This window comes from Paenibacillus sp. EB106-04-04-XG159 (genome assembly GCF_058791835.1).
The window spans coordinates 1-13693 of the sequence record NZ_JBYTDY010000012.1 but is presented as its reverse complement, the minus strand read 5'-3'; the positions used below and the strand labels follow the sequence as shown (position 1 = coordinate 13693).

General features: G+C 42.8%; 10 protein-coding genes. All 10 read left to right on the top strand.

Features of this window, described 5'->3' with window-relative positions; all coding sequences use genetic code 11:
- Window positions 1-166 precede the first annotated feature (166 nt).
- On the top strand, window positions 167-2077 hold the full coding sequence (dxs, locus tag AC3WTP_RS15400) for a 1-deoxy-D-xylulose-5-phosphate synthase (RefSeq protein ID WP_492395515.1): 1911 nt from the start codon (window positions 167-169) through the stop codon (window positions 2075-2077).
- A gap of 27 nt (window positions 2078-2104) precedes the next feature.
- Window positions 2105-2938, top strand: a complete 834-nt coding sequence (locus AC3WTP_RS15395) for a TlyA family RNA methyltransferase (protein WP_492395514.1) — start codon at window positions 2105-2107, stop codon at window positions 2936-2938.
- 168 nt (window positions 2939-3106) lie between these two features.
- Window positions 3107-3574 carry a DNA-binding protein gene (locus AC3WTP_RS15390; protein WP_492395513.1) on the top strand — a complete coding sequence of 156 codons (468 nt, stop codon included), beginning with the start codon at window positions 3107-3109 and terminating at the stop codon, window positions 3572-3574.
- Window positions 3575-3632: 58 nt separating this feature from the next.
- Window positions 3633-4082, top strand: a complete 450-nt coding sequence (gene ahrC / locus AC3WTP_RS15385; RefSeq protein ID WP_458569792.1) for a transcriptional regulator AhrC/ArgR — start codon at window positions 3633-3635, stop codon at window positions 4080-4082.
- A gap of 26 nt (window positions 4083-4108) precedes the next feature.
- Window positions 4109-5830: a DNA repair protein RecN gene (recN, locus tag AC3WTP_RS15380; protein ID WP_492395512.1), complete on the top strand. Its 1722-nt coding sequence runs from the start codon at window positions 4109-4111 to the stop codon at window positions 5828-5830.
- Between the two features lie 122 nt (window positions 5831-5952).
- A complete protein-coding gene (gene spoIVB, locus AC3WTP_RS15375; RefSeq protein WP_492395511.1) occupies window positions 5953-7308 on the top strand; it encodes a SpoIVB peptidase in 1356 nt (451 codons plus the stop codon).
- Window positions 7309-7527: 219 nt separating this feature from the next.
- Window positions 7528-8355 carry a sporulation transcription factor Spo0A gene (gene spo0A / locus AC3WTP_RS15370; protein ID WP_492395510.1) on the top strand — a complete coding sequence of 276 codons (828 nt, stop codon included), beginning with the start codon at window positions 7528-7530 and terminating at the stop codon, window positions 8353-8355.
- A 301-nt stretch (window positions 8356-8656) separates the two neighbouring features.
- Window positions 8657-10507, top strand: coding sequence for an ABC transporter ATP-binding protein (locus tag AC3WTP_RS15365; RefSeq protein WP_492395509.1), 1851 nt, complete (start codon window positions 8657-8659; stop codon window positions 10505-10507).
- Window positions 10482-12311, top strand: coding sequence for an ABC transporter ATP-binding protein (locus AC3WTP_RS15360; protein WP_492395508.1), 1830 nt, complete (start codon window positions 10482-10484; stop codon window positions 12309-12311). Before AC3WTP_RS15365 ends, AC3WTP_RS15360 begins: the two co-directional genes overlap by 26 nt.
- A 742-nt stretch (window positions 12312-13053) precedes the next feature.
- Entirely contained in the window at window positions 13054-13548 is a 495-nt protein-coding gene (locus tag AC3WTP_RS15355; RefSeq protein ID WP_492395637.1) for a C1q-like domain-containing protein, read from the top strand.
- Window positions 13549-13693 lie beyond the last annotated feature (145 nt).

The following is a 13693-nucleotide window of genomic DNA, read 5'->3' as shown; positions in this document are numbered from 1 at the left end:
AATTATTGATGCCGTATGCTTCAGCCTTAGTCAGAACGATTAGTGTTGCAGCGCATATTGTGCTATCATTTAGAAAAATGTTTTTACTTTAATGAAATGTCGTTGGGCATCACTTTGCTCATATCAAAGACGTCATATTCAGAACCAACGAAAGTGAGGTAATCTTGTGCTGCTCGAACAGATTAATCAACCAAGTGATCTGAAGCGGCTTCCAGTCGGACAGTTACCTGCTCTGTCCAATGAAATACGTCGTTTTCTAATTGAGAAGCTGTCTGAAACAGGCGGGCATCTAGCCCCTAATTTGGGAGTGGTCGAGCTAACAGTTGTCCTCCACTATCTATATAACAGTCCAAAAGATAAATTCCTGTTTGATGTGGGACACCAAGCTTATGTACACAAAATATTGACAGGTCGTAAAGATAAATTCGATACCCTGCGTCAACATAAAGGTCTGTGCGGCTTCGTCAAGCGTGCTGAAAGCGAGCATGATGTGTGGGAGGCTGGTCACAGCAGCACATCGTTGTCCGCGGCAATGGGTATGGCTCTATCGCGTGATCTTAAAGGCGAGGACAATAAGGTTATCGCTGTGATCGGTGATGGAGCGTTGACCGGTGGTATGGCGCTCGAGGCGTTGAACCATATCGGACATGAACAGAAGAAACTGATGGTTGTCCTGAACGATAACGAAATGTCCATCGCTCCGAACGTAGGTGCGCTTCACAATTACTTAACTAAGATACGTTCAGAACGAGCGTATGTGAAGATGAAGGACGAATTGGAACAGTTCTTGAAGAAGATTCCGGCAATTGGCGGCAGTCTGGCGAAGAAAGCTGAGCGCATTAAGGATGGACTGAAGTATCTGGTTGTATCCGGGATGCTGTTTGAAGAGTTTGGACTTACGTATTTGGGACCAGTGGACGGTCATGACATTTCCAAATTAATAGATGTGTTTGAACAAGCTGACCGTGTTGACGGCCCTGTGCTTGTACATGTGATTACGACTAAGGGCAAGGGATATTCTCCAGCTGAAGCCGACTCTCATAAATGGCATGGCATAACACCATATAAGATTGAATCAGGACAAGTTGTCAAAGCAGTAGGCAACCCGATGTATACGGAAATATTCTCGAATGCGCTGATTGAACTGGCACGCGAGGATAAGCGAATCGTTGCGGTTACTCCTGCGATGCCCGGCGGCTCCGGCTTATTGAAGTTTGCAGAGCTGTTTCCGAACCGAATGATCGATGTCGGCATTGCTGAACAGCACGCGGCTACGATGTGCGCATCTATGGCGCTGGAAGGCATGAAGCCAGTATTTGCGGTATATTCGACATTCCTGCAGCGCGCTTATGATTCGATCGTTCATGATATTTGCCGTCAGAATGCGAATGTTATCTTTGCGATCGACCGCGCGGGCTTTGTAGGTCCGGATGGGGAGACTCATCAAGGTATATATGATATCGCGTATATGCGTCATATTCCGAACATCGTGTTAATGATGCCTAAGGATGAGAATGAGCTGCGGAATATGATGAAGACAGCGGTCGATTATAATGATGGTCCGATCGCAGTTCGTTATCCGCGAATCAATACGGTGGGAGTTCCGATCGATCCTGTGATGACGCCTATTCCTATCGGTACATGGGAAATGCTGCGCCCCGGCGACAGCGCTGCTATACTTGCGATTGGACCGATGGTTCAAGTCGCGGAAGAAGCGGCTGAGACGTTGAAGCGTGAAGGAATCTCCCTGCGTGTGATCAACGCTCGGTTTATGAAGCCGCTGGATGAGGCAATGCTACTGCAGCTATCGAAAGAACACTTGCCAGTCTTTGTGCTGGAGGAAGCATCCGCTAAAGGAAGCCTAGGCAGCGCTGTGCTGGAATTCTATGCAGAGCATCATATCCATCATATGGCGGTCACATTGCTTGCAATACCGGATTATTTCGTTGAGCACGGCAGCATCAAGGAGCAGCGTGAAGAAGTTGGATTAGTACCGGATCGCGTCGTAAATGAAGTGAAAACGATGCTGTTTGCTCGCAATGAAAATCGTTTGCCGCGAGCGCAATCCACATCATAAGTTATATTGACAGACAGGAGTTCGGATATGTCTACACCTAAAGAACGCATAGATGTTCTGCTCGTTGAACAAGCTTTCTATGAAAGTCGAGAGAAGGCGAAGGCAGCGATTATGGCAGGGCTCGTCTATGCTGAGGGAGAGCGAATTGAGAAACCGGGGATGAAGGTTCCTCGCTCAGTCCCGATCATTGTGAAGGGAGCTCCGCATCCATATGTAGGCAGGGGCGGCCTGAAGCTTGAAAAAGCAATTGCTGAATTCGGTATCGATATGAAAGATGCGATCATGATGGATATTGGAGCGTCAACTGGAGGGTTCACAGATTGTGCGCTGCAAAATGGCGCGCAGATGGTGTACGCTATCGACGTTGGCTATAATCAATTAGACTGGTCTCTGCGCAATGATGAGCGAGTCCGGGTAATGGAACGCACCAATTTCCGTTATGTTGAGCCAGAGCATCTGGATGGGCCTGCACCGAATATCGCGACTATAGATGTTTCATTTATCTCGTTAAAGCTTATCCTACCGCCGCTTAAGGCGCTGATTACTCGTCCTGGACGTGTCGTAGGGCTAATTAAGCCGCAATTCGAAGCTGGTCGAGACAAGGTTGGAAAGTCTGGTGTTGTACGAGAGCCAGCGACACATGAAGCCGTATTGCGAGACATACTCGACTTCGCAGCTTCATTGGGCTTCACCTTACAAGGACTCACATTCTCGCCGATTACCGGTGGAGAAGGAAATATTGAATTTTTAGCCCTGTGGGAAGTGCCGGAAGAGGATACATCGGCAGAGAATACTACCGTATCACGAGAGCGAATTGCAGATGTTGTGAAGGAAGCCAACAGCAAGTTCCGATCCGTGTAACAGAATATCGCTTCACACAGAAACTCATCCTATTAAGAATGTTCTAAAGGATGAGTTTCTTTTCACCGCCTATAAGTGCATAATTATACTAGCGACTTCGATTAACTTGCATAATGCTTCCAGTTCCATTCAATTCCAGTAAATACTTTGGAAGGAAGTTGGTGTCTGATGTTTGGGGATAATGTAGTGCTCGCTTTAATTATTATCGCACTGATTGTATGGGCGGCTGCCGCTACTTATTATGCGCTGCATCGTCCTGAACCGCTGGAACAGCTTCATCTGACAGATCATTATGTACATGACGAAGAAGTAGATAAGTGGCTGGAAAGGGAAGGCTTTGAGATCATCGGAGGAAAGTACTATATTCCCTTGCATTTTCGTGTGGATACGGAAGAAGAACGTGTGTCTCGCTTATGGGTAGACTGTATGGTTACGCGGGATGAGGAATGGTATCCGGTGCGAATTGTCCGTGAACGTATGGAGCTGGATTGGAGCGCGGCAGGATTGCGGAAGCTGTGGGCTGCTTATCGCATGGCGCTTCCAGAATCTGATGGAATCGTAATTGTGAATCAGGCAGAACGCAGTGTAAAGGTTGTACGTATAGATATAGGAGAGCCTGAAACAGCAGCAGAATAGATCATTTAACATCGATGTAATGATTTATACAATATAAATATCTCAATGGAGGGACCCCATGAAAGGTCAACGGCACATCAAGATTCGAGAAATTATTATGAGCAATGAGATTGAAACGCAGGACGAGTTGGTGGATGCGCTCCGCAATGCGGGATATCACGTGACTCAAGCAACCGTATCGCGTGATATGAAGGAATTGCACTTGATCAAAGTACCTACGGATAGCGGTCGATATAAGTATTCTCTTCCGATCGATCAACGATTCAATCCGACACAGAAGCTGAAGCGGGCATTACTGGACGGCTTTGTCAGCATAGATCGCGCTGAGAATCTGGTTGTGATCAAATGTTTACCAGGTACAGCTAATTCGATTGCGGTTAATATGGATTCCATCGAATGGCCTGAAATAATGGGGACAATCTGCGGTGATGACACGATTCTGATCGTAAGCCGCACGAACGAAACAGGGCAGAAGGTCGTCGATCAAGTATTGAACTATATTTCATAGGCTATACTTCGGGGAGGAGTACTGGGATGCTAGCAGCTTTGTCAATTCGCCATTTGGCAGTAATCGAATCGGTTCAATTGCGATTTCACAAAGGTTTTCATGTGTTGACAGGTGAGACAGGCGCGGGTAAATCGATCATTATCGATGCATTAAGCTTAGTTGCCGGGGGAAGAGGATCATCTGATTTCGTTCGCTATGGATGTGAAAAGGCGGAGGTGGAGGCTTCTTTCGATCTACCGCAGGATCACCCGGTGTGGTCCGTTATTGAAGGGCTTGGAATTGCCGCATCTTCAGAGGAACTGCTTATCATTCGACGTGAGTTAACGGCTCAAGGGAAGAGCTCTTGTCGTATTAACGGGCAAATGGTGAATCTGACGATGCTGCGTGAAGTTGGCGATATGTTAATTAATATCCATGGTCAGCACGAGCATCAATCGCTGCTGCGAGTAGACAAGCACTTGGATTGGTTGGATTCTTACGGCGGTGAGCCGCTGGCTGTGCTGAAACAGCAATACCAAGATCGCTATAAGCAATTTGTAAGCGTCAAGAACGAATTGGAGCAGCTGAAGCAAACGAGCCAGAAGGCGTTTCAGATGCTGGATCTGTATCGTTTCCAGATTGAGGAGTTAGAGGGCGCTGAGCTAAAGATTGGCGAAGATGAATGGTTAACTGAAGAAAAGCGCAAGCTATCCAATGCGGAAAAATTAATGGATCATGTCAGCGGTGCATATGAGCTGTTGTATGGACAAGGTGCGATGGATGCCGTTACCGTTGCGGTTGAGAAGCTGGAGCAGATTGCAATGGTTGACCCTGAGCAATTCCAGCCAATCGTTGAGCAGCTGCAGACCGCCTTCTACTCATTAGAAGATGCCGCTTACCAGTTGCGTGATTACCGAGAGCAGATTGAATTCAATCCGGAGCGGCTGGAGGAGATTGAAGATCGTCTTGACTTCATCAATTCCTTGAAGCGCAAGTATGGCTCGACCATCGAGGACATGCTGGAGCATTTCAAGCGAATCAAGAACGAAGCCGACAATCTTGAGCATAAAGATGAACGCATCGGAAAGCTGGAGCGCGAAATGGAGACTCGCCTTCAAGAAGCAGTGCATCAGGCTCAATTGTTAAGCGATTGCCGTAAGGAACTGGCTGCTGAGCTAATTATGAAGATCGAGAGTGAACTGAAACATTTACATATGGAAAGAACCCGACTTGGTATTCGCATGGAACGTATTCAAGACACGCAAGGAGTTGAGGTTGACGGATCATTCATCAGACTGACCAAGAATGGTTGGGATGATGTTGAGTTCCTGATCTCGGCTAACCCGGGCGAGCCTTTGCGACCGCTCCATAAGATTGCTTCAGGTGGTGAATTGTCGCGTATCATGCTTGCGTTGAAGACGATATTTGCGCAGGTTGACCGTATTCCTGTACTTATATTTGATGAAGTGGATACTGGCGTCAGCGGCAGGGCTGCACAAGCCATCGCAGAGAAGCTGTCTGAGGTTGCGCGCAGCGGGCAAGTGTTCGCGATTACCCATCTGCCGCAGGTTGCGTGTATGGCGGATCATCAATATTACATAGAAAAATCTGTAGTGGAGGAACGAACTTCCACACAGGTGACGGAATTGAGCGAGGAAGGGCGAGTTCAAGAGCTGGCTCGAATGCTGGGCGGAGTGGAAGTAACGGAAAAGACTATCTACCATGCACAAGAAATGCTCAAACTGGCGGAACGGCAAAAGGGCGCGTAAAATCAAGGGTTCTAGGAATCATTTTCACTCATAAAAGGCAGGGGTCAGGGTTAACTTAATGTTACGATTGAGGGGGGCAACCCTTCAGCGTTAAGCTTGTCAACAAAGGAGTGAGGACACCTTTGAACCCCAACTTGAAACGGCTGTTAGGTCTTGTACTCGTTATTATGATTTGTATTGGTTGTACAACAGCTCCTTTTCGCACTTATGCCGCTTTGCCAACCCAACTGCGCATTCTGGAGGGGCAGCAAAAACAGCTTAATCTGGTAATGCCGGTAATGGCGAAGGCAACTGTAGATCGACCGGACATCTTGCAGGTAAACGGAATGCAATCCGCTTCTGTCAATGTACCGCTGAATCAACCGATCTCCTTGTCATCCTCCCAGTCGGGACAGGCTGAACTGAAGCTTAAGCTGTTTAATCGCATACCTCTAAAGACGCTTAAAGTCAATGTGATTCCTGACTTGCGTGTGATTCCAGGAGGCCAGACGATTGGCGTTAAGGTTAAATCAGCCGGCATATTGGTTGTTGGTCACCATCTCGTTCAGGTGTCATCAGATCGCAAGCTGTCGCCTGGCGAACAGGCTGGCATCATGCGCGGCGATCTTATTGTTCGCATTAATGGTCAACGCATTCAAGACATAAGCAAAGTTGCTGATGTCGTCCGTGAAGCAGGAGAGAAGAAGAAGCCGTTGGATATTGTGATTAAGCGTGGTTCCAGCGAGTTGAATACAAAGCTTGAGCCAGCGTATGATACGGATGACAAGGCGTGGAGGCTAGGCCTATATATTCGTGATTCCGCTGCTGGGGTAGGGACCCTGACTTTCTATGCCCCTGATCAAGGTGTATTCGGCGCACTTGGGCATGTCATTACGGATATGGATACCCAGACTCCAATTGTAGTTGGAAATGGAGAAATTGTGCAGTCCAATGTAACCTCGATCTCGAAGAGTCAGAATGGTGAACCTGGAGAGAAGCGAGCTCATTTCTTGAAGGAGAGCCGTGTGTTGGGCAATGTTGAGCGGAATACGCCATTTGGCATATTTGGCAAGATGGTAGCTAACCCTGAACATAGCTTGTACAAGGAACCGATTCCGATCGGCTTCAATGAAGAGGTGCAAGAAGGGCCTGCAGAGATGCTGACTGTCGTGAACGGTCAAGAAGTGGAACGCTTCCAGATTGAGATTGTACATGTAACGAAGCAGAGCTCTCCAGCAACCAAGGGGATGGTTATTAAGATAACCGATCCGCGATTGCTGCAGAAGACAGGCGGTATTGTTCAAGGCATGTCCGGAAGTCCGATCATTCAGAACAATAAATTGATTGGCGCAGTGACACACGTATTCGTTAACAATCCGAGCTCAGGCTATGGCTGCTTTATCGAATGGATGCTGCAGGATGCTGGTGTGGTCTTATCAGAATCGCAATGGAATCAAGGAAAGGTTCACGACAAGCGCGTGAACCTTTCGGTTTATTAAGCATGGATGTCGAATTCGGACGAACTAGAATGAAATGTGTTGAATGATGCGCAAATTTATTATTATAAAATAAATTCCCGAAAAAGAAAAGAAAAATTAAATTCGACAGGAGGAATTTCATTGCAAATGTCGAATTACTTGATCTAAGAAAGAAATGAATAAAACACAGCATAGTGATAACATAGCAGATATGATACTTGGGTCAAGGGAGGAACTTTAGTGCAAAAGATTGAGGTATTGTTAGCGGATGACAACCGAGAATTTACTAACTTGTTAGCAGGTTTTTTGTCTGAACAAGAAGATATGGTCGTTACGGGTGTCGCCTATAACGGTGAAGAAGTGCTGCAGTTCTTTGACCAGTCGAGAAATGTGCCGGATGTCCTTATTCTCGATATTATTATGCCGCATCTTGATGGTCTTGGCGTGTTGGAACGTCTACGCCAGATGGAGCTGCCTGTACAGCCTAAGATCATTATGCTGACTGCGTTCGGTCAAGAGAGCATTACGCAACGAGCTGTGCAACTTGGAGCCTCATACTACATACTGAAGCCTTTTGATATGGATGTATTAGTTAACCGTATTCGACAGCTTGTCGGTACTGGATCTATTCAAATGACTGGTACTAGCTCTGCCGCAAGCTCATTTATTACTAACTCCATACATAAGAACAATGTAGTTCCTATGTCCAAGAGCAAGAACCTGGATGCGAATATAACGACGATTATCCATGAAATCGGGGTACCTGCCCATATAAAGGGTTACCAGTATTTGCGCGAAGCGATCACGATGGTGTACAACAACATCGAGATTCTCGGTTCGATCACGAAGACGCTGTATCCGGCAATCGCTGAGAAGTATAAGACGACGCCATCTCGCGTCGAACGCGCTATTCGCCATGCGATTGAAGTCGCTTGGACACGCGGCAACATCGACAGCATCAGCCGTTTGTTCGGTTATACAATCAATATCAGCAAGTCGAAGCCAACGAACTCGGAATTCATCGCGATGGTTGCGGATAAGCTGAGAATTGAGCATAAAGTGTCGTAATTACAATTGATTTCGTGAGAGATCGTTTATACAATGTAAAAACTTAATATGAATAATTGTGCACCTATTCATACCGATTAGTTTCGGGGAGTAGGTGTTTTTTAGTTGCGAGATTGTAATATGAACTATCGTACTTGGCTTGACTATCCATCAGGCAATAGTATAATTATGTAAATGATATAGGAAATTATCCCCTAAATATTACCCGAAACTTGTCTGATGGGGGCATTAATTACAAGAAACAATGTGCATGAATTCACAAATAAATACTTGATACACTTAATTTAAATGAGGGTCATTTATGGACAAAAACCAATTCAAAAAGACAATATCTAATTTACGATTTGCATTTGGGATATTGCTCCAATCTCTTTCGATTTCTCGCATGGGGATGAATTTTTTAATAGGCACTGGTAGAGCATTATTACCAATATTAACTGCATACGTTACCAAGATCATCATTGATGAGGCCAATAAAGCTTATCATGAACCCTTCATAGGAAAACAGATATTTATTGCATTAATTATATTGGTAATGGCGACGATAGCTATTAAGGCGATGGAGTCTGTACTAGAGATCATTCAAAAGAAAATGCGCGAAACAGATATGTACAATATAGCTGCGAATATACAGTTAAGAATAATCGACAAAGCGAAAACGAATGATCAAAAGCACTTTGACCACCATGAAACCTATAACATCATCTCTAGAGGCACAGGATTTTCTGAAGATAGTATTTTTTTACTATACTTTAGTACAGAAGTAGTCCTCAGAAGTATGTTAAGTACGATAGGTTATGCCTTTATCCTTTTTCATTTTAACTGGATCGTAGGGATGATTGCGCTAGGCGTTGAAGGTATTAAGTATTATCGCATGAAAAAAAGAATTGAAGATACGAATGACTTAACGAGGACAATAACGGAATTAAATAGAAAGAAGAATTATTATGCAGAGGTTTTGAAGTCGCCAAGCTATTCGAAAGAAGTAAGAATGTTCAAGAGCAAAGACTATTTTTTGCGTTTATATACTCAAATGCGCCATAAGGCTTTTTCTTTAAGTCAAAAAGTTTACATCAGAAATAATACGAGAGAACTGCTCGTTAATATCTTAAGCTATTTTGTGAGTTTTTGTGTCTATGGGTATATTCTGTACCAAGCACTAAATAAGTCAATTACAATTGGCGATGTGACATTACTTTATTTAGCTTACACGAATATTAGTGAAACATTTAAAGATACTTTTGATTTTATAAATAATTTTTACAAAAGTGCAATGGCTACAGAATACTTTAGAAATTATCTATCCATTCAAAACGATATTATCTGTGATAAACATGATGAGAAGGTTAAAGCTGATTTTCAAAATGGGATTACGATTGAGTTTGTAAATGTATCGTTTAAATATCCAGGCAGAGATGAATACATACTTGAGAATATTAGTTTTAAAGTAACTGCACCACAAACCATTGCCATAGTAGGTCTGAATGGGGCAGGGAAGTCAACTTTAGTAAAATTGCTTCTTAGAATGTATGACCCAACAGAGGGCTATATCCTTGTTAACAATATCAGACTAACAGATTATGACAGTATGGAGTACTATCGTAATTGGAGTGTATTGTTCCAGGATTACAAACAGTATGCGATGAGATTAAGTGAGAACATCAACTTAGATGATGAAATAACAGATATTTACAGAATGAATGAAGCTATCGATGTTAGCCAAGTTAGAGCTTTTCTACCGAAAATGAGTAATGGACTTGATACCCAATTAACACGAAATTTCTTTAGTGATGGATATGTTCCTTCAGGGGGAGAAGCTCAAAGAATTGCGCTTGCAAGAGCAGTCTATTTTGCGGAATCCGTCGTTGTTCTTGATGAACCCTCTGCATCTATAGACGCCTTGTCTGAATATGAAATTTTTAAGCGAATGGAGATTTTTAATAACGAACGACTCGTATTCATGATCTCTCACAGATTATCAAATGTCGTTAATGCCGATTTCATTATTGTATTGGATCAGCGTACCATCATTGAAACTGGGAGTCATGCCGAGTTGTTGAATAGTGATGGAGTTTATAGCAAGTTATTTAAAGAGCAAGCGAAATGGTATAATAAGGAGTTCTGCCATGAAGACCTTGTACAGAACAACTAAAGAACAAGATGTGCTCAACATCAAGTTTTTGTATTCCGTGATTAAGGGTGAAGCGAGATTCATTATTCTGCTTAATATCCTATACTCGATTGTAACCGGTATAATGCCAGCTATAACACTTAAAGTAGAGCAAAAAATTATATTCCTTCTTAATCAAAACTGTCAATTTAATAACTTACAAGGGACTTTTCTTCAAATCATCTATTTCGTATGCGCTTTGTTAAGCATTAAAGTCATACTCGAACTAGCCAATTATATTAAAGGATATTTCTCGACTTTGAATGGTGAGAAAATAGCCATGATCTTAGAAAAAAAGGTATTGGAGCAATATAGTTCGATTCCCCTCATGTATTATGATTCCGCTGATTTTCATGAATTGACATCCAAAGTTACAGTTTCGCAACATACATCACCTGATAAAATGTTCGATATATTTTTTAGGGCAATCACCGCATTGTTCACAATTATCTCCATAAGCGCGGTTATTCCGAGCCAATATGTTTGGTATATCATTTTTCCGTTATTAGGTGCATATTTATCTCACCTAGGATCGATCAAGAATACAAAGGCAAAGCAGGAATATCGCGAAAAAACGAATTTGGATTATCGGAGGACAAGCTATTATCGAGATGTGTGTACGAATCCAGCTTACTTACATGAATTAAAGATCTTTGATCATGATCACTTTTTCAAACGAAATTATAGGAATTCAAGAGAAGCGCTATATGTTAAAGAAATGCAGCTTAATGTGCGAACGCATACTTGGGAATCGTTTTTTTTAGAATTTATGAATGTGATTGAAAAGATCCCTTATCTGATCTTGCTTTATTATGTTTGTATGGGAATGATGACGATTGATATCTTCATCCTCATTACAAGTTCATTATTTACGATATCTCAAACTCTATATTTTAACGGCTTTTATTCACATGAGCGGTTTAAAAGAGTATCCATTGACTTAGATTATATGCGCCGGTTTATGGAAATTAAACCCGAGAGAGAGAAAGCGAATAATCTGATCAAGGATATTGATCGCCTTCAGCAACATAAGATTGAATTCCGAAATGTGCATTTCCATTACCCAGATACAGATGTGAATGTATTGAATGGTGTGAGTTTTTGTATTATGCCTGGTGAAACTGTAGCTATAGTCGGCTTGAATGGTTCAGGCAAAAGTACACTTGTTAAGTTAATCATGGGGTTATATCAACCTCAAAGTGGACAGATCTTAATAGATGAGTTCAATATCAATGATTATGATACGGATACATTGCGATCTTTATTCGGTACGGTCTTTCAAGATTATTGTAAATACTCCCTTTCAGCAAGAGAGGCTATCTTGCTTGGAACAATAGAAAGCACGTTTGATGAAGAAAAAGCGAGAAAAGCATTGGAAGAGTGTGAATTGTTAGAGTTTTTTGATTCATTGCCTGAAAAATTAAATACATCCTTAACGAAACAGTTTGATGAAGCAAGTATGGAGCTATCGGAAGGACAATGGCAAAAATTATCCTTAGCACGGGCGTTGTATTCGTCGAATTCGATACTCGTCTTTGATGAACCGACCTCGGCATATGATGTTGTTTCAGAGGTGAACTTTTTGAATAACATTTTTGCTGTTAAAAAGAATCGAACAACCATTATCATTACCCATCGATTATCAACTACCATGAGCTGTGACAAAATTCTTATGATCGGGGATGGTACCGTATTAGAATGCGGATCACATAATGAGTTAATGAAGGCCAACCAACAATATGCCAAGCTCTTCAACACTCAAGCAGAAAAATATAAGATGTGCTGATAATTTAGTTAAGACCTCTTAGATGGCTCTTAAGCAGAAGAATTCCAAATGATTTCTAATTAAACAAAGCATGATTACAACGAAAGAGCTTCCTGAATCGGGGAGCTTTTTCGTTTCTCCAACCTCTCCTATAACTTCCCGAAGTCCTTTCTCCTGCCAATAGGTTTGCCATAGTTAAATGGAAGAATTCGTAATATTATGCACCTATTTCTATCAATATATAAACGAATAGAGTCGTAAGTTCGTCCACACCAAACCTATCAGTTATGAACATACTAGTAATACATTGGCGAGTTGGTAGAGAGGTACCTGATCGATATATTCCGTTAATTGTAAATGATCGCCGCGAAGTCATAGTTCGCTCTCAAGAGGACGCCAGTGATCATAACCGAATGAGGAGGTATTCATCTTGGAGGACAAATGCAAGTATAAATACCGCAAGCTGAAGGCTAGGATAAAGGAGGTCGAAGTACAGGTTCAGCAGCAAGCCGAGCTCCAAGCCCAACTGCAAGCGCAATTAATAGCTCAACAGACTCAAACACAGTCTCTAGCACAGACTCTAGCTCAAACACAGTCCCTAGCACAGACTCTAGCTCAGAATCAATCACAAGCATCGACCCAAACCGCAAATCAATCTTCAGCCCAAACACAGGCTCAAAGTCACTCTACAGCACAAGAAACAGCTCAGGCCCAAAATGATACAGATACGATATCGAACGTGGGCAATCCAACTTTAAGCAACATCGGTAATCCAGTTATCAATGTAAATGTAGGCGAGACTGCTTCTAATCTGGTCGTAGCCTCAGCGTTTAGAGCAGTGAGTGCTGCGGATCTGCCTGTCCCAGCTAACACGAATGTCAAGGTTCTATTCGCGAATGAACAATTTGATTTGGCTAATGAATATAATCCTGCTACTTCAACATTTACTCCGAAGCAGAATGGTGTTTATCTGGTTAGTGGTACCGTATCGTTTAACCCTGACAATAATGCATTGAATTACCGAGCTCTTGTCGCAATTAGAGTTAACGGTGATCCTTTTGTTGCTGATGACAATGATTTCTTCGGACCATCCGACAATAACAACGTGGTCACGGTGTCAACCATTCTGAATCTAAAAGCTGGGGATCAAGTAGATATTATTGTTAACAGCGGTATTGTTGGTGTAGTTGAAACCAATGTACCTGGGGTAAATTCTACTCACTTTGAAGCAGCAAGATTCCCATCGCCATTGTCTTAACGCTAACAGAATTCATTTAAATAAATTATATGCTTCACCTTAATCGAATACTAAGAAGCCGCAGGGCTATGAAGTGCTACCTGTCAAGTAGACAGTGTAAAAAACAAAAACAGTTGGTTTATTTTCCTCAGCTCGGTTTAACAGA